Raw genomic sequence first — 26487 nt, 5'->3', positions numbered from 1 at the left:
TCGATCACTCTCAGAGAGGAGCCTTGTGCCCGCGCAGTCCAGCCCGCACGCGCTCCGGCCCACCACGCCGCCGTCGACGTCGCTGCAGGCCCTGCTGGACCTCACCGGCGCCACCTCGGCGACGCCGGTACCCACCGAATCGACGGTCACCGGCATCGAGCAACGGTCCAACGCCGTGCGCCCCGGTGACCTGTTCGCCGCCCTGCCCGGCGCCACCTCGCACGGCGCCCGCTTCGCCGCCGACGCCATCGCCCGCGGCGCGGTGGCCGTGTTCACCGACGCCGAGGGCGCCGCCCTGCTCGGCGAGGTCACCGTGCCGGTGCTCGTGCGCGACGATCCGCGCGCCGTGCTCGGCGAACTGTCCGCCGAGATCTACGGTCACCCGAGCGATCGGCTGCGCATCATCGGCATCACCGGCACCTCCGGCAAGACCACCACCTCGTATCTGGTGGAGGCCGGGCTGGTCGCGGCGGGGCTGTCCACCGGCCTGATCGGCACGATCGAGACCCGCATCGGCGGCAGGCGGGTGCCCAGCGCGCTCACCACCCCCGAGGCCCCGCAGCTGCACGCGATGTTCGCGGCGATGGTCGAGCAGGGCGTGCAGGCGGTCGTGATGGAGGTGTCGAGCCACGCGCTCGCGCTCGGCCGGGTCGACGGCGTGCGCTTCGCGGTCGGCGCGTTCACCAACCTGTCCCAGGACCACCTCGACTTCCACGCCGACTTCGAGGACTACTTCGCCGCGAAACGGCGGCTGTTCGAAGCGGATTCGCCGATCGCCGCGCGGACCGCGGTGATCTGCGTCGACGACGAGTGGGGCACGCGCCTCGCCGGTGATCTCACCGACCCGATCACCGTGTCGACCGTCGGCGCTGTCCCCGATGCCGCGACCGGGAGCTCTGCCGCCGGTGCGTCCCGGCCCGCCGGGCGCGGCGGCGCCACCTGGCAGGTCGCCGGTGACGTGCGGGCCACCGGCGGTGCGCAGGAGTTCACCGCGGCCGGACCCGAGGGGGATCTCACCGTGCGGCTGCGGCTGCCCGGCCGCTACAACGTCGCCAACGCGCTGCTCGCCGTCGCGACCTGCGCGGCGGCCGGTGTCGATCCCGCGGTGGCCGCGCCCGCGCTGGCCACCGTCGACGTGCCGGGCCGCATGCAGCGGGTCGAGCGCGGCCAGGACTTCCTCGCCGTCGTCGACTACGCGCACAAGCCCGCCGCGGTGGAATCCGTGGTGGCCACGCTGCGCGGGCACCTCACCGAGGCGGGCCGCGGCAGGCTGGCCGTCGTCGTCGGCGCCGGGGGCGACCGCGACTCGGCCAAGCGCCCGCTGATGGGCGCGGCCGCCGCGCGCGGCGCCGACCTGCTGATCGTCACCGACGACAACCCACGCACCGAGGACCCGGCGGCCATCAGGGCCGCCGTGGTGGCCGGTGCGCACGAACTCCCGGACACCGACCGCGGCGAGATCCGCGAGATCGGTGACCGCGCGGCGGCCATCGCCGCCGCCCTCGCCTGGGCGCGTTCCGGCGACGTGGTGCTCATCGCGGGCAAGGGCCACGAGGCGGGACAGGAGATCCAGGGCGTCAAGCATCCCTTCGACGACCGCGAGGTGGTCGCGGCGGCGCTGGAAGCCCTGCAGACACGACACAGTCCGCAGACGGACTCGGAGGACTTGACGGTTTCATGATCGAGATGACACTGCGGGAGATCGCGGACGTCGTCGGCGGCGAGCTGCACGACGTACCCGACCCCCAGGCCCTGGTGACCGGTTCGGTCGAATTCGATTCGCGCCGAATCGGTTCCGGCGATCTGTTCCTCGCGCTGCCGGGCGCCACCTCCGACGGACACGATTTCGCCGCGAACGCCGTCGCCGCGGGCGCGGTCGCCGTGCTGGCCGCCAGGCCGGTCGGGGTGCCCGCGATCGTCGTCGGCCCCGAGCTCGGCTCGGTCCCGGCGACCTCGGTCGCGCTGAGCCACGACAGCGACGGCTCCGGCGCCGCCGTGCTGGCCGCCCTCGCCGAGCTGGCGCGGGTCAGCACCGAGCGGCTGGCCGAGCGCACCGGCCTCACCGTCGTCGGGGTCACCGGGTCCTCCGGCAAGACCTCGACCAAGGATCTGCTGGCCGCCGTGCTGGCGCCGCTGGGACCGGTCGTCGCGCCGCCCGGCTCGTTCAACAACGAACTCGGCCACCCGTGGACCGCGCTGCGCGCCGACGCCGACACCAGGTTCCTCGCGCTCGAACTCTCCGCCCGCGGGCCCGGCCACATCGCCGCGCTGGCCAGGATCGCCCCGCCGCGCATCGGCGTCGTCCTCAATGTCGGCACCGCCCACCTGGGCGAATTCGGCAGCCGCGAGGCCATCGCGCAGACCAAGGGCGAGCTGGTCGAGGCACTGCCCGCCGACGGCCTTGCCGTCCTCAACGCCGACGACCCCAATGTCGCCGCCATGGCCTCGCGGACGAAGGCCCGCGTGGTCCTGGTCGGCCTGTCCGGCGACGCCGACATCCGCGCCACCGACGTCGTCACCGACGACCAGGCTCGCGCCCGGTTCACCCTGCACGCGGGCGGGCAGTCCGTGCCCGTCCAGCTGGCCGTGCACGGCGAGCACCAGGTCGGCAACGCGCTGTCCGCGGCCGCCGTCGCGCTGGAATGCGGCGCCGACCTCGCGACGATCGCGGCGGCGCTCTCCGGCGCCACCGCCGCCTCGGCGCGCCGCATGGACGTGCGCACCACGGCCGCTGGGGTGACCGTCATCAACGATTCCTACAACGCCAACCCCGATTCGGTGCGGGCCGCGCTCAAGGCGCTGGTCACCCTGGCCAAGGCGGGCGAGGAGCCGCGCCGCAGCTGGGCCGTCCTCGGCGAGATGGGCGAACTCGGCGACACCTCGGTGATCGAACACGACGCGATCGGCCGCCTCGCGGTCCGCCTCGACGTCGACCGATTGATCGTGGTCGGCACCGGACGACCGTCCCGGGGAATGCACCAGGGCGCGGTGATGGAAGGCTCATGGGGCGAGGAGTCGATCCTCGTACCTGATATCGACGCGGCGATCGCGCTGCTCGACGACGAGATCGCCGCGGGCGATGTGGTACTGGTCAAGGCGTCGAAGGCGGTCGGCCTGTGGGCCGTCGCCGAGCACCTGACCAGGGCAGGGGAAGGTAGCACGGAGGCCACTCGATGAGGCAGATTCTTTTCGCGGCGGGGATCGCACTGGCGGTGTCGATCCTGTTGACGCCGTTGCTGATCCGGGTCTTCGCCAGGCAGGGCTTCGGCCAGGAGATCCGGGTCGACGGACCGGCCAGCCACCAGGCCAAGCGCGGAACCCCCACCATGGGCGGTGTCGCGATCCTGATCGGCATGTGGGCGGGCTATCTCGGCTCGCACCTCATCGGCATCGGCTACAACGCCGAGGGGCCGACGGCCTCGGGCATGCTGGTGCTCGGGCTCACCACCGCGCTGGGTGTCGTCGGGTTCCTCGACGATTTCATCAAGCTGCGCAAACAGCGCAACCTCGGCCTGTCCGCGGCGGGCAAGTACGTCGGCCAGATCGGCGCCGCGGTGATCTTCGCGGTGCTGGTGCTGCAGTTCCGCGGCGAGAACGGGCTCACCCCCGGCAGCAAGCACATCTCCTATGTGCGCGACATCTCGACGGTGTCGCTGGGCGCGATCGTGTTCGTCATCCTGGTGTGCCTGCTCGTGGTGGCCTGGTCGAACGCGGTCAACCTGACCGACGGCCTGGACGGTCTGGCGGCGGGCTCGATGAGCCTGGTGCTGGGCGCCTACGTGATCATCACCTTCTGGCAGTACCGCAACGCGTGCTCGACCGCCCCCGAGGCGGGGTGCTACAACGTGCGCGACCCGCTGGACCTGGCGCTGGTGTGCGCCGCCGCGGCCGCCGCGTGCATCGGCTTCCTGTGGTGGAACGCCGCGCCCGCCAAGATCTTCATGGGCGACACCGGCTCGCTGGCCCTGGGCGGCATGCTCGCCGGGCTCTCGATCACCACCCGCACCGAGCTGCTGATGGTCGTCATCGGCGCGCTGTTCGTCGCCGAGGCGGCGTCGGTGGTGCTGCAGGTGGCGGTGTTCCGCACCACCCGTAACCGGTTGTTCAAGATGGCGCCGTTCCATCACCACTTCGAATTGAGCAAGTGGGCCGAAACCACGGTGATCATCAGGTTCTGGATCCTGGCAGGCATCGCCGCCGCCGTGGGTCTCGGACTGTTCTACAGCGAATATCTTTCGCAGGTCGGGTGAGGACGAACATGGTCGAACACTCTCCCCGCGCATTGCGCTCCCCGGGCCCGATGCTCGAATTCCTGCGTGGCCGTGACGTTCTGGTCGCGGGGTGGGGCGTCTCCGGGCGCTCGCTGATCGAACCGCTGCGCGACATCGGCGCGCACCCGGTGGTCACCGACAGCGGCGCCAAGGCGCTGGCCGAGGCCGCCGAACTCGGCCTCGAGGTCGCCACCAGCGTCGAGCTGGAGAACGCCGATCTGAGCCGGTTCGCGCTGGTGATCACCAGCCCGGGCTGGCGGCCCGACTCGCCGGTGCTGGTCTCGGCGGTCACCGAGGGCATCCCGGTCTGGGGCGACGTGGAATTCGCCTGGTGGGTCGATCAGGCCAGGATCTACGGCCCGGTCCGCAAGTGGCTGGTGATCACCGGCACCAACGGCAAGACCACCACCACCAATATGACCCACTCGATCCTGCGTGCCGCCGGGATCGCCAGCGTGGCCTGCGGCAACATCGGCCTGCCGATCCTGGACGCACTGCGCCGCAACCCGGGTCCGCAGGTGCTGGCCGTGGAACTGTCCTCGTTCCAGCTGCACTGGGCGCCGTCGGTGCGGCCAGAGGCGGGCGTGGTGCTCAATGTGGCCGAGGACCATCTCGACTGGCACGGCGGCCTCGACGCCTACGCCGCCGCCAAGGCGCGCGCGCTGACCGGCCGGGTCGGCGTCGTCGGTCTCGACGATCCGGTCGCCGGGTCGCTGGCCCGCAAGGCCAAGGCGCGCCGGACGGTCGGGTTCCGCATCGGTGTGCCCGCCGACGGTGAGCTGGGCGTGGTCGACGGCAAGCTGCTCGACCGCGCGTTCACCAAGGCGGCTATCCTCGCCGAGACCTCCGACATCAGCCCGCAGGGGCCCGCCGGCATCGCCGACGCGCTCGCCGCCTCGGCGCTGACCAGGGCGATCGATGTCGCCCCGCAGTTCGTCAAGGAGGGCCTGGCCGAGCACAAGGTGGGTCCGCACCGCACCGCGTTCGTGCGCGAACTGGGCGGTGTCGACTTCATCGACGACTCCAAGGCCACCAACCCGCACGCCGCGCGCGCCGCGATCATGGCGCATCCGCACGTGGTGTGGCTGGCGGGTGGTCTGCTCAAGGGTGCCAGCGTCGACGACCTCGTCGAAGAGGTCGGTGACCGGCTCGTCGGGGCGGTGCTCTTCGGCGCCGACGCGCCGGTGATCGCGGCCGCGTTGGCGCGACACGCGCCCGAAGTCCCGGTCATCGAGCTGGGCGCGGGAGACGATGCAGACATGGAGTCGTCGAGATCCCAGCGTGCCGAGGCGGTCATGGGTCGCGCGGTCCGCGCCGCGGCGGGCCTGGCCCGCGCCGGAGACACCGTGCTCCTCGCCCCGGCCGCGGCCTCCCTGGACATGTACGACGACTACACCCACCGCGGGCGCTGCTTCGTGGACGCGGTGACGGCACTGGAAGACGGTGACATCGGGCGGGCCCTATGACGGAGACGCGCCCGGCTGAACCGTCAGCGCCCGGAGGAGGCAGCTTGCGTAACCACGTAGGGCGCCGGGGCAGGCGGAATGCGGCACAGCCGGGGTGGGCGGGGGAGCGCTTCGGCGCTTGGTTGGCCCGTCCGCTCGCGTCCTTCCATCTGGTCGTCACCATCGCCACGCTGCTGACCGTGCTCGGTCTGGTGATGGTGTTGTCGGCGTCGAGCGTCGAGGCCTACGCCGGGGGTGGGTCGGCGTACGCGCTGTTCATCCAGCAGGCGATGTTCGCCGCGCTCGGCGCCGTCGCGTTCTACATCGCGTTGCGGCTGCCGCTGCGATTGCTGCGGCAGTGGTCCTTCCCGATCTTCAGTCTCTCGGTGATCGCGCTGGTCCTGGTGCTGATCCCGGGCATCGGCGCCGTCCACGGCGGCGCGCGGCGCTGGTTCGACATCGGCCCGCTGTCGATCCAGCCGTCCGAGGTCGTCAAGGTGACGCTGGTGGTGTGGGGCGCGCATCTGCTCGCCTCGCGCCGCGGCGCCCAGCTCAAGGACCTGCTGGTGCCGCTGGTGCCCGCCGGTCTGCTGGTGTGTCTGCTCGTGGTGCTGGAACCGAACCTGTCGACCACCATCGCGTTGGGCATCGTGCTGATGGCGCTGCTGTGGTTCGGCGGGCTGCCGGTGCGGTTGTTCGTCGGGATCATGGTCAGCGGCCTGGTCGCGGCCTCGGTGCTGGCGCTGTCGGCCGGGTACCGCTCCGATCGGGTGCGCGCGTTCTTCAACCCCGGTGACGACCCTCAGGGCGTGAATTATCAGGCCAGGCAGGCCAAGTACTCCCTCGCCGACGGCGGCATCCTCGGGCGCGGGCTCGGGCAGAGCCGCGCGAAGTGGAGCTACCTGCCCAACTCACACAACGACTTCATCTTCGCCATCATCGGCGAGGAACTCGGCTTCCTGGGCTGCATGGTCGTCCTGGCGCTGTTCGCGCTGTTCGTCTACACCGGGATCCGGATCGCGCTGCGCTCGGTGGACCCGTTCCTGCGGCTGCTCACCGCCACCGCGACCACCTGGATCACCGCCCAGGCGCTGATCAACATCGGCTACGTCGTCGGCCTGCTGCCGGTGACCGGTCTGCAGCTGCCGCTGGTCTCCGCCGGTGGCTCGTCGCTGGCCATCACCCTGTTCATGTTCGGCATCATCGCCAGCGCCGCCCGGCACGAGCCGGAGGCGATCTCGGCGCTGCAGGCGGGCCAGGACGGCCGGGTGAGCCGGATGTTGCGCCTGCCGGTGCCCGAGACCTACACGCCGTTCAAGGCCGACGCCCCCCGCCGCGCCACCCCGAAGGTCAGGGCCGAGCGGCCGCGTCCGGCGGCCCGGCGCGAGGCGCCCGCCCCGCGCCGCCGCCGGGCCCCGCAGAGCCGCGGCACCAGTTCGTTACGGTCGACCCGGGCATGGGAACCGACCTATCCGATGCCACACTCCAAAGAACGAGGTAGATCCAAGTGAGTCACCCGCGCTCCGGGTTGTCGGTGATCGTCGCCGGCGGCGGCACCGCAGGGCATATCGAACCCGCGCTGGCCGTCGCCGACGCGCTGCGCACGCTCGACGCGTCGATCCGGGTCACCGCACTGGGGACCGAGCGCGGGCTCGAGACGAAGCTGGTCCCCGAACGCGGTTACCCGCTCGAGCTGATCCCGCCGGTGCCGTTGCCGCGCAAGCCCTCCGCCGATCTGCTGCGCCTGCCCGGCCGGGTGCTGGCCTCGGTGCGGCGGACCAGGGCCGTCATCGACGAGGTGCAGGCCGATGTGATCGTCGGTTTCGGCGGCTATGTCGCGCTGCCCGCCTACCTCGCCGCGCGCGGTGGGCTGTTCGGCCGTCGGCGCGCCGTGCCGGTGGTGGTGCACGAGGCCAACGCCAAGGCCGGGATCGCCAACAAGGTCGGCGCGAAGCTGGCCGCGAAGGTGCTTGCCGCCGTCCCCGATTCGGGACTGGCGAATGCCCAGGTCGTCGGTATCCCGGTGCGCGCCTCGATCACCGGGCTCGACCGGACCGCCCTGCGCGCCGAGGCACGCGCCCACTTCGGGCTGCCCGCGGAGGGGCCGGTGCTGCTGGTGTTCGGCGGATCGCAGGGCGCGCGCAGCCTCAACGAGGCCGTCTCGGGCGCCGCGCCGCAACTGGCCGCCGCCGGGATCTCGGTCCTGCACGCGCACGGCCCCAAGAACAGCGTCGAGGTGAGCACCGCCGACGCCGAGTCGCCCTATGTCGCGGTGCCGTACCTGTCCCGGATGGACCTGGCCTACGCGGCCGCCGACGCGGTGGTGTGCCGCTCCGGCGCGATGACCGTGGCCGAGGTGTCGGCGGTCGGGCTGCCCGCCTTCTATGTGCCGCTGCCGCACGGCAACGGCGAGCAGGAGTTCAACGCGCGGCCGGTGGTGGCCCACGGTGGTGGCAGAATTGTGGCCGACGCCGACCTGACCCCGAAATACGTGATCGACGAGGTGATCCCGCTGCTGCTCGAGCCCGCCCGACTCGCCGAGATGAGCCGCGCCGCCGCGAGCGCGGGCCATCGCGACGCGGCCGCCACCGTGGCCCGGATCGTCACCGAGGTCGCCCGATGACCGGCGCGAGCGGCATCAGCGAGGCCGCGGGCACCGACCTGCCGCCCGAACTCGAACGGGTGCACATGGTCGGCATCGGCGGCGCCGGGATGTCCGGCATCGCCAGGATCCTGCTCTCCCGTGGCGGCGCGGTCTCCGGGTCCGACGCGCGCGAGAGCCGCGGCGTGCTGTCGCTGCGGGCGCGCGGCGCGCAGGTCCGCATCGGCCACGACGCCGACGCTCTCGACCTGCTGCCCGGTGGCCCGACCGTCGTGGTCACCACCTATGCCGCCATCCCGAAGACCAATCCCGAACTGGTCGAGGCGAATCGGCGCAACATCCCGGTGCTGCTGCGTCCGACGGTGCTCGCCGCGCTGATGCGCGGCCACAAGACCCTGCTGGTCTCGGGCACTCACGGCAAGACCTCCACCACCTCGATGCTGATCGTCTCGCTGCAGCACTGCGGCGCGAATCCGTCCTTCGCGGTCGGCGGCGAGCTCAACGAGGCGGGCACCAACGCCCACCACGGCAGCGGTGACATCTTCGTGGCCGAGGCCGACGAATCCGACGGCTCCCTGCTCCAGTACGACCCCGACGTCGCCGTGGTCACCAACATCGAGTCCGACCACCTCGACTTCTTCGGCACCGACGAGGCCTACATCCAGGTCTTCGACGATTTCGCCGACCGCCTCGCCCCCGGCGGCCTGCTGGTGGTGTGCCTGGACGATCCCGGCTCGCTCGCGCTGGCCCACCGGGTCGCGCCGCGGCTGCGCGAACGCGGCGTCGAGGTCCTCGGCTACGGCTCCGGCGAGCTGGCCGACGCCCCGGTGCCGGTGGGCGCGCGCCTGCTCGGCTGGCAGCCGCGTGATGTCGGCGGCATCGTGGAATTCGAGCTGGCGGGGGAGCACACCCCGCGCACGGTGCGGCTGTCGGTGCCGGGCAGGCACATGGCGCTCAACGCGCTGGCCGCGCTGCTGGCCGCCAAGGCGACCGGCGCCGATGTCGACGAGATCGTGCAGGGCCTGGAGGGCTTCGGCGGCGTGCACCGCCGCTTCCAGTTCACCGGCCGGGAGAACGGCGTGCGCGTCTTCGACGACTACGCCCACCATCCCACCGAGGTCCGCGCGGTCCTCGAGGCCGCCGCGCAGCTGGTCGAGCAGGAGGCCCGCGACGGCGCCCGCACCCGGCGCGGCCGGGTGATCGTGGTGTTCCAGCCGCACCTGTACAGCCGCACCGCCACCTTCGCCACCGAGTTCGGTGCCGCGCTGAGCCTGGCCGACGAGGTCGTGGTGCTGGACGTGTACGGCGCGCGCGAGGAACCACTGCCCGGTGTCAACGGCGCGCTGGTGGCGCAGGCGGTCACCGAACCCGTGCACTACCAACCGGATATGTCGAAGGTCGGCAGGCAGGTCGCCGCGCTGGCCCAGCCCGGCGACGTGGTGATCACCATGGGTGCCGGCGATGTCACCATGCTCGGCAACCAGATCCTCGACGGCCTCCGGGCCCGGCCGCAGCAGGGCGGCCGGTGAGATTGCCGATGCCCGCCGCGCGCGGGTGGCGCGGCTACCGCCTCTGGACGGTGGTCGGGTTGCTCGTGGTGACGGTGCTGGTCGTGCTGGCCTGGTTCACCCCGGTGCTGTCGGTGCGCACGGTGCGCGTCGACGGGCTGGCGGCGGTGCCGGAGCAGGAGGTGCGTGGCCGGCTCGAAATCCCGGACGGCCGTTCGATGTTGCGCATCGACACCACCGCGATCGCCCGGCGCGTCGCGCAGATCCCGAAGGTGCGGTCGGTGCGGGTGCAGCGCAAGTTCCCCTCCACCGTGCTGGTGACGGTCGTGGAGCGAACACCGGTGCTGTACTTCGAAACACCGGACGGCGCGCACCTGATCGACGCCGAGAGCGTCGAATTCGCGATCGAGGCGGCGCCGCCGGTCGCCGTGCCGAAATTGCTCACCGAGGGGTCCTTCACCGGACCCGCGGCGGCCCGGGCCGCCGTCGATGTGCTGGTCACGCTGCCGCCCGCGCTGTCGGTGCAGGTGGGTGAGGTTGTGGCACGGTCGAATTCGGACGTCTCACTGAACCTGCGTGACGGCAGGAAGGTAGTGTGGGGCGGCACGGGCGACGGCGAGCGCAAAGCTGCCGTCGTGCTGCCACTGCTGACCCGTGAGGGGACCGTGTTCGACGTGTCGAGTCCGAATCTGGTCACGGTAAAGTGAGCGAAACGTCGGCGCGCCTGCGCCGGGATCGCGCTGGCTGCGAATAGCGTTCCGCAGCAGTCGGATACTTGACATAACGCCAACCCTATGGTTGAGGTTGAGGGTTTAAGATCGAAGGAAGGCGAGAGCCCATGACGCCCCCGCACAACTACCTTGCCGTGATCAAGGTCGTCGGTATCGGCGGCGGCGGCGTGAACGCCGTCAACCGGATGATCGAACAGGGACTCAAGGGAGTCGAGTTCATCGCGGTCAACACCGACGCGCAGGCGCTGCTGATGAGTGATGCCGACGTCAAACTCGATGTCGGCCGCGAGCTCACCCGCGGCCTCGGCGCCGGGGCCGATCCGGAAGTGGGCCGCAAGGCGGCCGAAGACCACAAGGACGAGATCGAAGAGGTGCTCAAGGGCGCCGACATGGTGTTCGTCACGGCGGGCGAGGGCGGTGGCACCGGTACCGGTGGCGCGCCGGTCGTCGCCAGCATCGCCCGCAAGCTGGGCGCACTGACCATCGGCGTGGTCACCCGGCCGTTCTCGTTCGAGGGCAAGCGCCGCGGCAACCAGGCCGAGGTCGGCATCAACCTGCTCCGCGAGTCCTGCGACACGCTCATCGTCATCCCGAACGACCGGCTGCTGCAGCTGGGCGACGCGGCCGTGAGCCTGATGGACGCGTTCCGTTCGGCCGACGAGGTGCTGCTCAACGGTGTCCAGGGCATCACCGACCTGATCACCACCCCTGGCCTGATCAACGTCGACTTCGCCGACGTCAAGAGCGTGATGTCGGGTGCCGGCTCGGCGCTGATGGGCATCGGCTCGGCGCGCGGCGAGGGCCGCTCGGTGAAAGCGGCCGAGACGGCGATCAACTCGCCGCTGCTCGAGGCATCGATGGACGGCGCGCACGGCGTGCTGCTCTCGATCGCGGGCGGCTCCGATCTCGGCCTGTTCGAGATCAACGAGGCGGCCTCGCTGGTGCAGGAAGCGGCCCACATCGAGGCCAACATCATCTTCGGTACCGTCATCGACGACTCGCTCGGTGACGAGGTGCGCGTCACCGTGATCGCGGCCGGTTTCGACGGCGGTGGACCGTCGCGGTTGCGCACCGAGCACACCGCGGCCCCCCGCAACGGCACCAACCCGATCGGGTCGGGCCGGGCGGGCGAGATCGGCCAATCCCGCACCGAAGCGCCTGCCAGGGCCACCGAGCCGGCCGGCAGCGGAGTCTCCGGCGGCCGCACCGCCGCGCCGAGCTACCGCGACACCGAGCGGTACCGGGAGTCGGAGCGTCAGCGCGTCACCGAGCGGGCGATGAACCAGGTGAACAACCCGGATCAGCGCGACGACGGCGACGATGACGACGACATCGAGGTGCCGATCTTCATGCGCCGCTAGGCGGAAACGACGAAAGCGCCCGGACTCCGTCGAGTCCGGGCGCTTTCGTCGTTTCGGGGCTCAGCTGGTGGTGTCGCTCAGGCAGAACGTGGTCTTCGGGTCGTTGACCACGAGCACCGAATCGGCGTCCTCCCCGCACAGCTGCTCGTCGACCTGGCCGTCGACGCGCGAGACCACCTTGAAGCTGGCGTCGGAGGCGGTGCACGGCACGTACTTGTAGCCGGTCATCATGCCCTCGTTGTAGCAGCTGCCCTCCTTGAAGTTGGGCGCCAGACACAGGAAGGCGAGGGTGCCGCCGCTACCGTAGGTCTCCTCGTAGGAGGTGTAGTCCTCGTGGCACTCGACCTTCTGGTCGTGCGTCTGGACGACCTTGTACACCGCCGTCTCGGACGAGCAGTCCACCGGCTCGGTCTTCGAGTCGACCACCGACGCCGAGATGACGTTGATGCACGCACCGACCTTCGAACGGGCGGTGTCGGACTTGCCCGCGTCCTGGACCACCTCGGTGGCCTTCTCGACCGCGGAGCACCCGGCGGTGCCGAGTGCCGCGACCGCGAGCAGGGCGATCGCGCACCGCGAAACCATTCCCTTGCCGGTGAACGTCATGCGAACCTACTTTCTGGAGTACCTCACCGCGGACCCTTCGGCGGTGATCGGCCTCGCCCACCCAACCCCACCCCCGACCGGCGAGCATCCGGGAAACCACGGGAATTGCTGGACGGTGGTCCGGGTTACGCTGTGACCCTGCCGATCCGGTGTGCGAAGGGTGTCAAACGATGATCGAACGCGCCTTCGTCGGCCGCGCCGCCGAACTCGCCACCCTCACCGCGACCTTCACCGCCCCCGACGGCCCGTGGCTGCTGCTGGTCGAGGGCCCGGCGGGCATCGGCAAGTCGCGCCTGATCGCTCACTTCGCCCACGCCGCCCCCTGCCGCGTCCTCACGGTCACCGGCGCCGAGGACGCCCAGCTCCAGCCGCGCTATCTGGCCGACGACATCGCCGAACAACTCGGCGACTTCGCGACCACGGTGGGCGACGTCGCGCCGCGGGATCGTGGGACGGATCGGGTCGACGCGCTCGGGTCGGGGGCGGAGGTGGTGGCCGATGTGGGTTTCGCGCGGCGGGTGCGGGGTGGGCTCGGGGCGGTGGAGACCTTGCTCGTCGTCGATGACGTGCAGTGGGCGGATCGGGAATCGTTGCGGGTGCTGGCGTTCGTGATCCGGAACCGGCCGAGGGGCGGGTTCCGGGTGGTGCTGGCCTATCGGGACGGTGCCTGTCCGCCGATGCTCGCCCGGCTGCTGCGGGCGCCGCGGGTGCGTTCGGTCCATCTGCGGGTTCCGCCGTTCACCGCGGCCGACGTCGACGGGCTGTTGCCGGGGGAGACGCGGGCGCGCCGGGCCAGGCTGCTCAGCGCCTCGCACGGCAATCCGCTGTATCTGTCCCTGCTGGCCGCGCTGCCCGAACCCGAACTCGAACGCACCCTGCGCGGGGAGAACCCGGACCCGGCCTCCGACGACTACGCGGTGCTGGACCGGACGATCCGCGCGGAACTGGCGCACCTGCCCGAGACCCAGCGGACCGTCGCCCAGGCGGCCGCCGTCTGCGGCGTGCCGCCCGACCTCGACTTGCTCGGGGCCACCGCCGGTCTGCCCGCGCAGACGGTCGCCGACGCGCTCGACGGGCTGGTCCGGCGCGGGGTGGTCGTGCTGGGTGCGGGCACGGTCACCTTCGTCCACCCGCTGGTGCGCACCGCGGCCTACCGCTCGGCCGGGCCCGGCTGGCTGACCATGGCGCATCGCCGCGCCGCCCAGGCCCTGCGCGCCAGGGACGCGCCGATGCCTGCCCGGGCCGGGCAACTCGAACACGCCATGCTCGGCCGCGACGAGGTGGCGGGCGCCGAACTGCGGCAGGCGGCGGCGCAGGTCATCGCCGACGCGCCCGCCGCCAGCGCGCGCTGGCTCGCGATCGCCCAGCGGATCGCGCCGTCGACCGCCGATCCGCTGGCCGACGCGGTCGCGCTGGGGCGGGCGCTGCTCTTGTCCGGCGCCGCCGCGCGCGCGGGCGAGGCCCTCGACGCCGCCGCCGCGACACCGGGGCCACACCAGCTGGAAGCCCTGCTGCTCGCGGCGCGCTGCGCCCGCATGCTCGGACGCGTCGACCAGGCCCGCTCGCTGCTGGCGCGCGCCGCCGACCTGCCACGCCGGGCGGACGACGGCCCGGACCAGCTGGAACTGGCCATCCTGGAGATGCAGGACCATCAGGACGCCGACGGGCAGGCCCGCCTGGACGCGCTGTTCGGCTCCGCGGCGATCGAGGACCCCGCCGTGCGCGCCGCCGCCACCGCCCTGCGCGGAATCGGCTTCATCGCCGACGGCAGGCTGGCCGAGGCCGAACAGCTCTACCCCGTGTGCGACCGCGCCCTCACGGCGCTGGGCGACATCGGATTCCGCGAGGTCGTGCACGCGATCCCCGCCTTCGGCTGGTGCGCCTACTTCCTCGACCACGACGCGGCGGGCCTGGCCCACCTCGAGCGCGCGGTCCGGGTGAGCCGCCGCTACGGCCGCACCTACGCGATCGCCGAACTGCACACCGTGCGCGCCTACTCACTGGCCAAACTCGGCCGTCTCGACGACGCGATCGCCGCCGCCGACGACGCCACCGCCGCGGCCACCACCTTCCACTACCCGGATCTGCTCGCCTTCGCCGGCGCGATCAAGCTCCGCACCCTCCAGCTCACCGCACCGGCGGACCTGGTGGCCGCCCAGTGGCACACCGTCGCCGCCCTCCCGCGCCCCGCGATGCGCTGGTGGCGCCAGGTCGTCGACATCACCCTCGCCGAAACCGCCCGCGCCCTGAACCTCCCGCACCCCGTCACCCCACCCCTCGACCAGCGACCAGGCCCCCTGCATCCGACCCACCTCGCCCGGGCCGCCCACGCCGCCATCGCCGACCACGACCTCACCGGGGCCGCCGACCTGGTCAGCCGTGCGGAGACCGCATGCGGCGGAGCCCTCGCCACCGACCCGGCGGAGCCGGAACGCGAACTCTTCCGGGGCAGCCAGGTCGGCGCCGCCGCCATGGCCAGGGCCGACTACGCCGCGGCGATCGGTGACCTGGCCTCGGCCGCGCGGGCCGCCGAGCTGGCGGCGACGGCGTTCACCCGCGCCGGAATGGTGGTGCACGCCGCGCAGGCGGAGCTGTTCGCCGGGATCGTCGCGGGCCGCTGCGGTGACTTCGGCGCGGCCACGAGCCGATTCGCTTCGGCGCGTGCGGTATTCGTCGCCGCGGGCGCGCACCGCCTGGTCGCCGAGACGACGAGCGCGCAGCGCAGTCTGGCGGGCAGTCGCCCCGTCACCGGCGCCGACGCGCTGACCCGGCGCGAACGCGAGGTAGCCGACCTGGCCGCGCGCGGCCACACCAACAAGGACATCGCCGCGCTGCTGTACCTGAGCCCGCGCACCGTCGAGGACCACCTGAGCCGCGTCCTGCGCAAGCTCGGCCTCACCGGTCGCGCCGGAATCGCCCGCCGACTCGACGAACTCGACCACACCCCGGCCTAACGGCTCCACCCGGCCGCGAGCCTCCGACCACGGCGCGGCCTGATCGCGCGATGCGCCAGGCAGCCGCGTGTCCCGCGGCATTGATCGATGTCACCACTTGCGTACGACCGGCACCCCGCCGCGCGCACTACCCTCGTTCCCATGACTTCCGCACCGCCGACCGTGACCGTCCGCCGGGTGACAACGACCCGCGCCGGTGGCTTCTCCGCCGCCCCGTACGACTCGTTCAACCTGGGCGATCACGTCGGTGACGATCCGGAAGCCGTGCGCCGCAATCGGGTTCGCCTGGCCGAGGGCATCGGGCTCACCCCCGACCGCCTGGTCTGGATGGAGCAGGTGCACGGACGCAATGTCGAGATCGTGGACGGCCCGCGGGCCGAACCGGTCCCGGTGACCGACGCGCTGGTCACCACGGTGCCGGACCTGGCGCTCGTCGTCCTCACCGCCGACTGTGTCCCGCTGCTGCTCTCCGACGACGAGGCGGGTGTGATCGCCGCGGTGCACGCGGGCCGCATCGGCGCCCGGATCGGCATCGTGCCGCTGGTGCTCGAGGCGATGGTCTCGGCCGGCGCCAGGATGGAGCGCATCGGCGCCTTCCTCGGCCCCGCCGCCTCGGGCCGTCAGTACGAGGTCCCCGCCGCGATGCGCGCCGACGTGGAGGCCCACCTGCCCGGCAGCGCCACCACCACGGTCCGCAAGACCCCTGGCCTCGACCTGCGGGCGGGGATCAGCAGGCAGCTCACCGAGGCCGGGATCGGCGGCATCGCCCTCGACCCGCGCTGCACCATCGAGGACAAGACCCTGTTCAGCCACCGTCGCGGCGCCCCGACCGGCCGTATCGGGAGCGTGATCTGGATGGATACGGCGCACGCATGACCACGACCGACTCCGACACCCGCGAAGCGGAACTCTCGGCCCGCCTCGACGGCCTGCTCGCCCGCATCGACGCGGCCGTGGCGGCGGCGGGCCGACCGGCAGGCTCGGTCCGTCTGCTCCCGGTGACGAAGTTCTTCCCCGCCACCGATGTCGGCATCCTGTACCGCCTCGGCCGCCGTGCCTTCGGTGAGTCGCGCGAGCAGGAGGCCTCGGCCAAGGTCGCCGAGCTCGGCTACGACGACGTCGAGTGGCACATGATCGGGCGGCTGCAGCGGAACAAGGCCCGCGCGGTGGCGCGCTGGGCGCACACCGTGCACTCGGTCGACAGCGAACGGCTGGCAAACGCGCTGGACCGGGGCGCGCAGGACGCGCTCGCAGCCGGTGAGCGTACCGCGCCCCTGCGTGTGCTGCTGCAGGTGAGCCTGGACGAGGACCCCGGGCGCGGGGGTGTCGCACCCGCCGATCTGCCCGCGCTGGCCGACCTGGTGGCGAAGGCTCCCGGACTGCATCTGGCCGGTCTGATGGCGATTCCGCCCCTTGACGCCGCCAGTGATGCGTCGTTTGCGAATCTTGCGACTTTGCACACTTCGCTGCTCGCGCAACACGCCGAGGCGACCGAACTTTCTGCAGGTATGTCGGGTGATTTGGAAGTCGCGGTCGAACACGGTTCGACTTGTGTGCGTGTCGGAACCGCGTTGATGGGCGCCCGACCGATAACCTCGGCGTAGCAAAGAAACCTCATCAGTCACATTCGACACATACGATTGGGCCGAAGAGGCGCTGAGCAAGAACTTCAACACCCGGCCGCCACCGGGGCCGAAGGAAGGTCCATCATGAGCACGCTGCACAAGTTCAAGGCGTACTTCGGCATGGTTCCGCTCGACGAGTACGAAGACGATTACGTCGACGATCACGCCCCTCGCGGCGCCGACGAGCGCCTCGGCCGCCCTCGCCCGCGCAGCTACGACCGCTACGCCGAAGACCGTTACGGCTCCGACCGTTTCGAGGACGAGCCCGACGACTACCCGCAGCCGGCCTACAAGTCGGCCTACCAGGCACGTCGCGACGACTACGTCGCCGACACCTACGCCGACGAGCGCTACGAGGCGCCGCGCCGCCCGACCAGGATCGAGACGGCGCCCTCCTCGGGTCGCTCGTTCCGGGCAGGCGGCATCGCCCCGGGGATGCGCGGCTCCACGCGCGGCGCGCTCGCGGTCGATCCCGACGCCGAGGAGCGCAGGTTGGAGGAGCGCATGCGACCCGAGCCCGCGGCGGCGCGGCGGCCGGGGATCTTCGAGGACGGAGGCCCCTTGTCCAAGATCACCACGCTGCGTCCGCGCGATTACAGCGAGGCCAGGATCATCGGTGAGCGTTTCCGCGAGGGCAACCCGGTGATCATGGACCTGGTCGATCTGAGCAACGCCGACGCGAAGCGACTGGTGGATTTCGCAGCGGGTCTCGCATTCGCCCTGCGTGGTTCGTTCGACAAGGTGGCCACGAAGGTGTTCCTGCTCTCACCGGCCGATGTCGACGTATCGGCGGAAGAACGCCGCCGCATCGCCGAAAACGGCTTCTACAACCAGAAATAGCCCCGACTTCCGTCCGCTGATGATGGCCGCCCGCGCATCGCGCGGCGCGGCCATTTTGCACGCCGCCGATTTTGCGGCAGAGTGAAGCCGTGGCCCTGTTCGCGGTTCTGTACCTGGTGCTTTTCATCTTCTGGCTGTTGCTGATCAGCCGGGTGATCGTCGAGTTCATTCGCAGTTTCGCGCGTGATTGGCGCCCGACCGGTGTGGTGGTGATCATCTTGGAGGTCATCTTCACGATCACCGACCCGCCGGTGAAACTCCTGAGGCGGTTGATACCTCCTGTGAATCTCGGGGGTATTCGGCTCGATCTGTCGATAATGGTCCTGCTCTTCGTGGTCTTCATCCTGATGTCCATCGTGGGTAGGCTCGGGCAGCCCGTGACCTCCGTGTGACATACTGAATCGAGAAGACCGCTTGCTAGTTCTCCAAAAGACGCGTGAAGGGATCCTTCGATGCCGCTGACTCCTGCCGATGTGCATAACGTCGCGTTCAGCAAACCGCCGATCGGGAAGCGCGGCTACAACGAGGACGAGGTCGACGCCTTCCTGGACCTCGTCGAGCAGGAGCTTTCGCGCCTGATCGAGGAGAACGCCGACCTGCGTCAGCGGGTCGCCGAGCTCGACACCGAGCTGGCCGATGCCAAGAAGAACCGCGGATCCGCCCCGGTCAACGCCGTGAAGGCGCCCGTTCAACAGGCACCGCCACCGGCACCTGAACCGATCGCGCCACCGGTGCCCGCCGCGCCGCCCGCGCCGATGCCGGTCGCCGCGCCGGTCCGGGACAACTCCGGCCCAGACGCGAACATGCAGGCCGCCAAGGTGCTGACGCTGGCCCAGGAGATGGCCGACCGGCTCACCACCGACGCCAAGACCGAGGCCGAGGGCCTGCTGTCGAACGCGCGGGCAAACTCCGAGCGACTGGTCGGCGACGCCCGCACCCGCTCGGAGGCGATGATCGCCGACGCGCGCCAGAAGTCCGACGCGATGCTGGCCGACGCGCAGAACCGCTCCGACACCCAGCTGCGCCAGGCCAAGGACAAGGCCGAGGCGCTCACCGCCGACGCCGAGCGTCAGCACGCCGAGATCATGGCCACCATCACCCAGCAGCGCACCGTGCTGGAGAGCCGCATCGAGCAGCTCAAGACCTTCGAGCGCGAGTACCGCGTGCGGCTGAAGTCGTACCTGGAGTCGCAGCTGGAGGAGCTGGAGAACCGCGGGTCGGCCGTGCCGGTCGACGGCGGCGAGTTCGCCGGCGAGACCAATGGCTCCGCCAACGGCTTGGCTCCCGCCTCCTTCGCCAAGGGCGGCAAGTAAACTGGACCCGGATCGCGCGGCACCCCGCGTGATCCGGGAACGCCCAGCTTTCGTCGGGCTGCTCGGGTTTCTTGGGAGTCAGCATGCTCGTCTTGACGCTCGTCCTCGCGGCAATCGGATTCGGACTGCTCGTCGCGGCGCTCGCCACCGGTTCGGTGCTCTGGGCGTGGGGGTGCATCCTGGTCTGCGTGATCGGCGCCGCCACCCTGCTGGTGAGCGCGCTGGCCGCGCGCAAGCCCGAGAACGACGAGGTCCGGCCCGGGCGGCACGTCCGACGGGACTGACCGCGGGAATATTCGCTGGACGGTTCCCGCTAGAATCGACACAGACACGGCACTGATCCGGCCATCACCGGGGAGTCTTCGGAAGAACGGCGCGCAGGCGCTCAGTAGAACCGAACGGGTGAGCCCGTCACAGCTCACAACGAGAGGCCCGCACCGCTCCGACCAGGACGGCACGGGCAAGCGGGGTGGTACCGCGGTTCGGCGCACCGGCGTCGACATCGTCCCCGTGCCCAGGATTCGCGCCGACGGCGCGGCGGCACGAGGAGTGAATCCGCGATGGCGGACGAGACAACCACCGGTGCATACCCCCGGGTCGATTTCGGCGCGGGTTCCGGCGCGTCCTTCCCGGAACTCGAACAGCAGGTTCTCGACTACTGGGGCCGCGACGACACCTTCCGCGCCAGCGTCGACAATCGCGACGGCGGGGCCGAGTTCGTCTTCTACGACGGCCCGCCCTTCGCCAACGGCCTGCCGCACTACGGCCACCTGCTCACCGGCTACGTCAAGGACCTGGTCCCGCGTTTCCAGACCATGCGCGGCAAGAAGGTGGACCGCCGCTTCGGCTGGGACACCCACGGCCTGCCCGCCGAGATCGAGGCCGAGAAGCAGCTCGGCATCACCGACAAGTCGCAGATCGACGCGATGGGGCTGGCCGAGTTCAACGCGGCCTGCAAGTCCTCGGTGCTGCGCTACACCGGCGAGTGGCGCGACTACGTCACCCGCCAGGCGCGCTGGGTCGACTTCGACAACGACTACAAGACCCTCGATCTCGACTTCATGGAGTCGGTGATGTGGGCCTTCAAGACCCTCTACGACAAGGGCCTGATCTACCAGGGCTTCCGCGTGCTGCCCTACAGCTGGTACGAGCAGACCCCACTGTCGAACCAGGAGACCCGCCTCGACGACGCGTACAAGATGCGCCAGGATCCGGCGGTCACCGTCGACATGGTGCTGTCGGTGCCCGCCGAGCACCCGCTGGCCGCGCTCGACGGCGCCAACGCCCTGATCTGGACCACCACCCCGTGGACGCTGCCCTCCAACCTGGCGATCGCCGTGCACCCCGACGTGCGTTACGTGCACGTCCAGGCCGCCGACGGCAAGCGCTACGTGCTGGCCGCCGAACGCGTGTCGCACTACGCCCGCGAGTTCGGCGAGGAGCCGACGGTGCTCGGCGAATACGACGGCGCGGCCCTGGCCGGCCTGTCCTACCGGCCGCCGTTCGGCTTCTTCCTCGGTCACCCGAACGCGCACCGCGTGCTCACCGCCGACTACGTCACCACCGATTCCGGCACCGGAATCGTCCACCTCGCACCGGCTTTCGGTGAGGAGGACATGGACGTGGCCTCGGCCAACGGCATCGAGATCGTGCAGCCGCTCGACCCGGCGGGCAAGTTCACCTCGATGGTGCCGCCGTACGAGGGCCTGATGGTCTTCGACGCCAACCCGGTGATCATCAAGGACCTCAAGGCCGCCGGAAAGCTGTTGCGGCACGAGACGATCGAGCACTCCTACCCGCACAGCTGGCGCTCGGGCCAGCCGCTGATCTACATGGCCGTGCCGTCCTGGTTCGTCGCGGTCACCAAGTTCCGCGACCGCATGGTCGAGCTGAACAAGCAGATCACCTGGGTCCCCGAGCACATCCGCGACGGCCAGTTCGGCAAGTGGCTCGAGGGCGCGCGCGACTGGAACATCAGCCGGAACCGCTACTGGGGCAGCCCGATCCCGGTGTGGGTCTCCGACGACCCGGCCTACCCGCGCGTGGACGTCTACGGCTCGCTCGACGAGCTCGCGCGCGACTTCGGCGTGCGCCTGGACGACCTGCACCGCCCCGGCATCGACAACCTCACCCGGCCCAACCCCGACGACCCGACCGGGAAGTCGACCATGCGCCGGGTCCCCGAGGTGCTCGACTGCTGGTTCGAGTCGGGCTCGATGCCCTTCGCCCAGGTGCACTACCCGTTCGAGAACAAGGAGTGGTTCGACAGCCATTTCCCCGGCGATTTCATCGTCGAGTACAACGGGCAGACGCGCGGCTGGTTCTACACCCTGCACGTGCTCGCGACCGCGCTGTTCGACTCGCCGTCGTTCAAAACCGTTGCCGCGCACGGCATCGTGCTCGGTGACGACGGCCTGAAGATGTCGAAGTCGAAGGGCAACTACCCCGACGTCAACGAGGTCTTCGACCGCGACGGCTCCGACGCGATGCGCTGGTTCCTGATGAGCTCGCCGATCCTGCGCGGCGGCAACCTCATCGTCACCGAGCGCGGCATCCGCGAGGGCGTCAGCCACGCGCTGCGGCCGCTGTGGAACGCGTGGACCTTCCTGCAGCTCTACGCCTCGAAGCCCGGTGTGTGGCGCACGGATTCGCCGAATGTGCTCGACCGCTACATCCTGGCCAAGCTGGCGGCCACGCGGGATGTGATCACCGAGGCGCTCGAGACCTACGACATCGCCGGTGCCTGCGACGAGCTGCGCTCGTTCGCCGACGCGCTCACCAATTGGTATGTGCGCCGGTCGCGTTCGCGGTTCTGGTCCGAGGACCGCGACGCGGTGGACACACTGCACACGGTGCTCGAGGTGGTCACCCGACTGGCGGCGCCGCTGCTGCCGCTGATCAGCGAGGTGATCTGGCGCGGCCTCACCGGCGAGCGCTCGGTGCACCTGGCCGACTGGCCCGCCGAGACCGAGCTGCCGCACGATCCCGAGCTGGTGGCCGCGATGGACGAGGTGCGCGTGGTGTGTTCCACCGTGCTGAGCCTGCGCAAGGCCAAGAACCTGCGGGTGCGGCTGCCGCTGGCCGAGGTGACCATCGCGGCGGGCGACGCCGAGCGGCTGGCGCCGTTCACCGCGCTGATCGCCGACGAGGTCAACGTCAAGAAGGTCGACCTGACCACCGATGTCGACGCGCACGGGCGGTTCGAGCTGGCCGTCAACGCGCGCGCCGCGGGACCGCGCCTGGGCAAGGACGTGCAGACGGTGATCAAGGCCGTCAAGGCGGGGGAGTGGTCGGAGTCGGCCGACGGTGTCGTCACCGCCGCCGGGATCACCCTGCTGCCCGAGGAGTACACCCAGCGCCTGGTGGCCGCCGAACCCGAGTCCACCGCCGCCCTGCCCGGCAATGCCGGTCTGGTGGTGCTGAATTCGGTGGTCACCGAGGAGCTGGAGGCCGAGGGCTGGGCCCGCGACCTCATCCGTGATCTGCAGGAGACCCGCAAGTCGCGTGGCCTCGAGGTGTCGGACCGGATCACCGTCACCCTGGAGGTCCCGGCCGAGCGGCTGGCCTGGGCGCAGACCCACCGCGAGCTCATCGCCGGTGAAATCCTCGCCACCACCCTCGATTTCGGCAGCGCGGGCACCGACGCCGCCGAACTCACGGGCGGTGTGAAGGCGGTCGTCGCCAAGGCCTGATCGCGACACCCGAGGGGCGGAGCCGACTTTCGGCTCCGTCCCTTCTCGCTGCGCCGGAGCTGACCGAAGGTAACGATGCTGACAATTTGCTGAATCTTCGAGACAGCGACGTGATCTTCGCGCACAATCGAGGTGTTACTGCTGATGCGCATGGAACCGCTGAGGCGACAGTAATTGCTTGTGACGATTGTCCTGTGGAAACAGTGCCGTGCCCTCGGTGACCGCTCGGGGCGCGGCACTGCACCCCGGGGTGGCGCCGCCGTCAGGGTTGGCGATGCCACCCGATAACCGACCAGCCGGGCCCACCGGTCCGGCCGTGAGGAAGGGCGCGCGCATGAGACGAAAAGTTCTGCGACGGTTGGCCTTCGGCTTCGTCGCCTCCCTCGCCACCACCCTCGTCCTCGCCGGACCCGCCTGGTCCCAGACCGGCAGTGCCTCGGGCTCGGGCGAATCCGGCTCCGCCTCGGGCAGTTCGAGTGGCTCGGGCGGTATCCCGCTGCCCAGCGCCACCGGCATCGGCGCGCTCACCGCGGCCGCCACCCAGATCGGCAAACCCTACGAGTGGGGCGCGACGGGCCCGCACGCCTGGGACTGCTCGGCCCTGGTGCAGTGGGCCTTCCGGCAGGTCGGCGTCACCCTGCCGCGCACCACCTGGGAGCAGGCGAAAGTCGGCATGCCGGTGACGTTCCGCGGGCTGGCGCCCGGCGACGTCGTCGTCCTCAACGGCGACGGCTCCCACGTCGGCATCTACGCGGGGATGGGCCAGATCCTCGACGCCCACGCCGCGGGCGTCCCGGTCGGCCTGCATCCCCTGCGCGAATTCGACATCTTCACCATCCGCCGGTTCTGAGCGCTCGGCTCAGTCGACGAGCTGACGCAGCAGCGGTCCGTACTCGGGATGGGCCAGGGCCGAGGCGAACTGGGCGACGAGGTAATCGGCCGGGTTGCCGGTGTCGTACCAGCGGCCCTGGATCACCTGGCCGTACACCGCGTGGTTGGCGGCGTAGCTGTTGATCGCGTCGGTCAGGTACACCTCGCCGTTCTGGTGGGTGTACCACTTCTCCGTCTGGACCTGCAGCTCCTCGATGATGCCCGGGGTCACCACGTAGCCGCCGATCGCCGCGAACGCCGACGGGGCGTCCTCGGGCTTGGGCTTCTCCATCAGGCCGGAGATGCGCAGCAGCCCGTCGTCGAGGTCCTCGCGCACGACCGGGACGCCGTAGCGCTGCGACTCGCCCGGCTCCATCGGAAGCAGGGCCAGCACCGGGCAGCCGGTGGATTCGTAGGCGGTGATGAGCTGCTGGGCACGCGGCACCTCGGCGACGAACACGTCGTCGGGCCACAGCACCAGCATCGGCTCGTCGCCCAGGTGGCGGGCGGCGTTGAGCACGGGCGTGCCGTTGCCGTAGGGCCCGTGCTGGTCGAGGTAGGTGATGTGCCCGGCGGCGGAGAGCTCGCCGACCTCCTCCACCGCATCGGCGAAGGCGGACTTGCCGTCGGCGCGCAGCTGCGCGACCAGTGCCGGGTTCGGGCGGAAGTGATCCTGGATGAGCGACTTGCCGCCGCTCACCACGATGGTGATGTCGGTGATACCGGAGGAGACCAGCTCACGGACGGTGTGCTCGATGACCGGCTTGTCGCCGACCGGGAGCATCTCCTTGGGCGTCGCCTTCGTCAGCGGGAGCAGTCGGGAGCCGATGCCCGCAGCGGGAATGACAGCCTTGCGGATCTTCATTCCCCGATCATCACACACCGGGCCGGGTTGTCGCTGTGGCACGGCTGTCAGTCGGCTGGGAAACCTGTCGGCGGCGCGGCGTAGATTGCGGGCGTGAGCACCGACGCCTCCGCCGCCGGCGCCCCGGCCAGGCCCGATGCCGCGGTCACGGCGCGTCGCTGGGTGCTGCACATCGATATGGACGCGTTCTTCGCCTCGGTCGAACAGCTCACCCGGCCCACGCTGCGCGGCCGCCCGGTACTGGTCGGCGGCGCCGGACAGCGCGGGGTCGTGGCGGGCGCCAGTTACGAGGCCAGGGTGTACGGGGCGCGCTCGGCCATGCCCATGCACCAGGCGCGGCGGCTGATCGGGGCCTCGGCGGTGGTGGTGCCGCCGCGCGGCGCGGTGTACTCGCTGCTGAGCGGGCAGGTGTTCGACACGCTGCGCGGCCGGATCCCGGTTCTGGAGACGCTGTCGTTCGACGAGGCGTTCGCCGAACCCGCCGAACTGGCGGGTGCCACCGTGGCCGACGTGCAGGAATACTGCGCGATGCTGCGCGCCCTGGTGCGCGAGCGCACCGGACTCACCGCCTCGATCGGCGCGGGCACCGGCAAACAGCTGGCCAAGATCGGCTCCGGCCTGGCCAAACCCGATGGGATGCGGGTGATCTCACCGGCCGAGCAGGGCGAGCTGCTGGCCGGGCTGCCGGTGCGCAAGCTGTGGGGGATCGGGCCGGTCGCCGAGAGCAGATTGCGCGGGCTCGGCATCGAGACCGTCGGGGCGTTCGCGGCGCTGCCGGAATCGGAGGCCACCTCGATCCTGGGCGGCAGCATCGGCACCGCGCTGCACCGGCTCGCCCGTGGCATCGACGACCGGCCGGTCACCGAGCGGGCCGAGGCCAAACAGATCAGCGCCGAGAACACCTACGAGCGCGACATCGTCACCCTGCCCGAGTTGCGCGGCGCCGTCGCCGCGATGGCCGCGGCCGCCCATCGCCGCCTGGAGCGTGACGGCCGGGCGGCCCGCACCGTGGTGCTCAAGCTCAAGAAATCCGATATGAGCATCGTGACCAGGTCGTTCACCCTGCCCTACGCCACGGCCGACCCCACCACCCTGGCCGCGGCCGCGCAGCGCTCGGCCATCGACCCGGCCGAACTCGGACCCATCCGCCTGGTGGGCGTCGGCTACGGCGGCCTGTCGCTGGTCCGGCAGGAATCGCTGTTCCCCGAACTCGATCAGGCGCTGCCCGCGGACTCGACGATCGAGGACACCGCCGCGTCCGCCGCCGAACCCGAACCGTCGCGCGAGGCGCCTGCCGGACACTGGTTTCCGGGCATGGACGTGCGCCATCCCGACTTCGGCCACGGGTGGGTGCAGGGCGCGGGCTACGGCGTGGTGACCGTCCGCTTCGAGACCCGCTCGACAGGCCAGGGCCCGGCGCGTACCTTTCCAGCCGACGACCCGGACCTCACCCGGGCCGACCCTCTCGACAGCCTCGCGTGAGTAGTAGCCTCGACTACCGCGATGGAACTCCCACCTCGAACGCAAAGGACGAGCAGTTGAAGCTTCGTACGACCGGACGTGTCGCGATCGCCGGACTGGCCGTGGTCGCCGCCCTCGGACTGAGCGCGTGCAGCGACGACAAGGGCGACAAGCCCGCCGCCAAGCCGACCACCAGCAAGGTCGCCAGCACCACGGCCGCCACGAATCTGCCCCCGGTGCCGACCGTGGACGAGCTGAACCAGCAGCTCACCACCGCGCTGGATCCGTCGGTGCCCAACGATCAGAAGCTGGACTTCGTGCAGGGCGGGGAGGCCGATCCCGA

Annotated in this window: 21 protein-coding genes and 1 pseudogene; 20 read left to right on the top strand and 2 right to left on the bottom strand. The window is 70.9% G+C overall.

All coding sequences use genetic code 11. The annotated features are described in order from the left end of the window. Nucleotides 1-25 precede the first annotated feature (25 nt). The 9 genes from AB0H56_RS24815 to ftsZ all read left to right on the top strand — a co-directional run bounded on the left by AB0H56_RS24815 (nucleotide 26) and on the right by ftsZ (nucleotide 11918). Entirely contained in the window at nucleotides 26-1681 is a 1656-nt protein-coding gene (locus tag AB0H56_RS24815) for a UDP-N-acetylmuramoyl-L-alanyl-D-glutamate--2,6-diaminopimelate ligase (RefSeq protein WP_357167544.1), read from the top strand. Further along, a complete protein-coding gene (murF, locus tag AB0H56_RS24810) occupies nucleotides 1678-3177 on the top strand; it encodes a UDP-N-acetylmuramoyl-tripeptide--D-alanyl-D-alanine ligase (RefSeq protein WP_357167542.1) in 1500 nt (499 codons plus the stop codon). The genes AB0H56_RS24815 and murF overlap by 4 nt, the downstream gene beginning before the upstream one ends. Beyond that, on the top strand, nucleotides 3174-4250 hold the full coding sequence (gene mraY, locus AB0H56_RS24805; protein WP_110040767.1) for a phospho-N-acetylmuramoyl-pentapeptide-transferase: 1077 nt from the start codon (nucleotides 3174-3176) through the stop codon (nucleotides 4248-4250). Before murF ends, mraY begins: the two co-directional genes overlap by 4 nt. Before the next feature lie 50 nt (nucleotides 4251-4300). Continuing rightward, a complete protein-coding gene (murD, locus tag AB0H56_RS24800; RefSeq protein ID WP_357167797.1) occupies nucleotides 4301-5737 on the top strand; it encodes a UDP-N-acetylmuramoyl-L-alanine--D-glutamate ligase in 1437 nt (478 codons plus the stop codon). A gap of 122 nt (nucleotides 5738-5859) precedes the next feature. Next, nucleotides 5860-7227 (top strand): putative lipid II flippase FtsW, encoded by a 1368-nt coding sequence (gene ftsW / locus AB0H56_RS24795; RefSeq protein ID WP_357167795.1) that lies wholly within the window; start codon nucleotides 5860-5862, stop codon nucleotides 7225-7227. Next, nucleotides 7224-8339, top strand: a complete 1116-nt coding sequence (gene murG / locus AB0H56_RS24790) for an undecaprenyldiphospho-muramoylpentapeptide beta-N-acetylglucosaminyltransferase (protein ID WP_357167540.1) — start codon at nucleotides 7224-7226, stop codon at nucleotides 8337-8339. Before ftsW ends, murG begins: the two co-directional genes overlap by 4 nt. Beyond that, entirely contained in the window at nucleotides 8336-9847 is a 1512-nt protein-coding gene (murC, locus tag AB0H56_RS24785) for a UDP-N-acetylmuramate--L-alanine ligase (protein ID WP_357167538.1), read from the top strand. Before murG ends, murC begins: the two co-directional genes overlap by 4 nt. Then, a complete protein-coding gene (locus tag AB0H56_RS24780; RefSeq protein ID WP_357167536.1) occupies nucleotides 9844-10533 on the top strand; it encodes an FtsQ-type POTRA domain-containing protein in 690 nt (229 codons plus the stop codon). The genes murC and AB0H56_RS24780 overlap by 4 nt, the downstream gene beginning before the upstream one ends. 131 nt (nucleotides 10534-10664) lie before the next feature. Further along, nucleotides 10665-11918, top strand: a complete 1254-nt coding sequence (gene ftsZ, locus AB0H56_RS24775; RefSeq protein WP_357167534.1) for a cell division protein FtsZ — start codon at nucleotides 10665-10667, stop codon at nucleotides 11916-11918. A 60-nt stretch (nucleotides 11919-11978) separates the two neighbouring features. Here the strand turns inward: ftsZ and AB0H56_RS24770 are convergent, their stop codons facing one another. Beyond that, nucleotides 11979-12524 (bottom strand): hypothetical protein, encoded by a 546-nt coding sequence (locus AB0H56_RS24770; protein ID WP_280221076.1) that lies wholly within the window; start codon nucleotides 12522-12524, stop codon nucleotides 11979-11981. A gap of 170 nt (nucleotides 12525-12694) precedes the next feature. On the opposite strand from AB0H56_RS24770, the gene AB0H56_RS24765 reads away from it, so the two are divergent. The 9 genes from AB0H56_RS24765 (at nucleotide 12695) to AB0H56_RS24725 (ending at nucleotide 23798) form a co-directional block, all read left to right on the top strand. After that, entirely contained in the window at nucleotides 12695-15478 is a 2784-nt protein-coding gene (locus tag AB0H56_RS24765; protein WP_357167532.1) for an AAA family ATPase, read from the top strand. Nucleotides 15479-15619: 141 nt separating this feature from the next. Next, nucleotides 15620-16354, top strand: a complete 735-nt coding sequence (pgeF, locus tag AB0H56_RS24760) for a peptidoglycan editing factor PgeF (protein ID WP_357167530.1) — start codon at nucleotides 15620-15622, stop codon at nucleotides 16352-16354. Continuing rightward, nucleotides 16351-17082 carry a YggS family pyridoxal phosphate-dependent enzyme gene (locus tag AB0H56_RS24755; RefSeq protein ID WP_357167528.1) on the top strand — a complete coding sequence of 244 codons (732 nt, stop codon included), beginning with the start codon at nucleotides 16351-16353 and terminating at the stop codon, nucleotides 17080-17082. The genes pgeF and AB0H56_RS24755 overlap by 4 nt, the downstream gene beginning before the upstream one ends. Nucleotides 17083-17187: 105 nt before the next feature. Continuing rightward, the gene (locus AB0H56_RS24750; RefSeq protein WP_110040758.1) at nucleotides 17188-17943 is read left to right on the top strand and encodes a cell division protein SepF; all 756 of its coding nucleotides are present in this window, start codon (nucleotides 17188-17190) and stop codon (nucleotides 17941-17943) included. 89 nt (nucleotides 17944-18032) lie between these two features. Further along, on the top strand, nucleotides 18033-18335 hold the full coding sequence (locus AB0H56_RS24745) for a YggT family protein (protein ID WP_110040757.1): 303 nt from the start codon (nucleotides 18033-18035) through the stop codon (nucleotides 18333-18335). A 60-nt stretch (nucleotides 18336-18395) separates the two neighbouring features. After that, the gene (locus AB0H56_RS24740) at nucleotides 18396-19256 is read left to right on the top strand and encodes a DivIVA domain-containing protein (RefSeq protein WP_357167525.1); all 861 of its coding nucleotides are present in this window, start codon (nucleotides 18396-18398) and stop codon (nucleotides 19254-19256) included. 83 nt (nucleotides 19257-19339) lie between these two features. Then, nucleotides 19340-19540: a hypothetical protein gene (locus AB0H56_RS24735; RefSeq protein WP_110040755.1), complete on the top strand. Its 201-nt coding sequence runs from the start codon at nucleotides 19340-19342 to the stop codon at nucleotides 19538-19540. Nucleotides 19541-19816: 276 nt separating this feature from the next. After that, nucleotides 19817-22948 (top strand): isoleucine--tRNA ligase, encoded by a 3132-nt coding sequence (gene ileS / locus AB0H56_RS24730; protein ID WP_357167523.1) that lies wholly within the window; start codon nucleotides 19817-19819, stop codon nucleotides 22946-22948. A 334-nt stretch (nucleotides 22949-23282) separates the two neighbouring features. Then, nucleotides 23283-23798 (top strand): NlpC/P60 family protein, encoded by a 516-nt coding sequence (locus AB0H56_RS24725; protein ID WP_357167521.1) that lies wholly within the window; start codon nucleotides 23283-23285, stop codon nucleotides 23796-23798. Nucleotides 23799-23807: 9 nt separating this feature from the next. On the opposite strand, the gene AB0H56_RS24720 is transcribed toward AB0H56_RS24725, so the two are convergent. Then, entirely contained in the window at nucleotides 23808-24683 is an 876-nt protein-coding gene (locus AB0H56_RS24720) for a UTP--glucose-1-phosphate uridylyltransferase (protein WP_110040752.1), read from the bottom strand. Between the two features lie 93 nt (nucleotides 24684-24776). Between AB0H56_RS24720 and AB0H56_RS24715 the strand changes: the two genes are divergently transcribed. Then, complete coding sequence (locus tag AB0H56_RS24715; RefSeq protein WP_357167519.1) at nucleotides 24777-26165, top strand: DNA polymerase IV; 1389 nt, start codon at nucleotides 24777-24779, stop codon at nucleotides 26163-26165. 56 nt (nucleotides 26166-26221) lie between these two features. Continuing rightward, nucleotides 26222-26487: pseudogene (locus AB0H56_RS24710) on the top strand (hypothetical protein); the annotation flags it as partial.

Origin of the sequence: Nocardia sp. NPDC050717, from assembly GCF_040654275.1 — a bacterium.
Classification (GTDB): domain Bacteria; phylum Actinomycetota; class Actinomycetes; order Mycobacteriales; family Mycobacteriaceae; genus Nocardia.
This window is presented reverse-complemented; position numbering and strand designations above follow the sequence as displayed.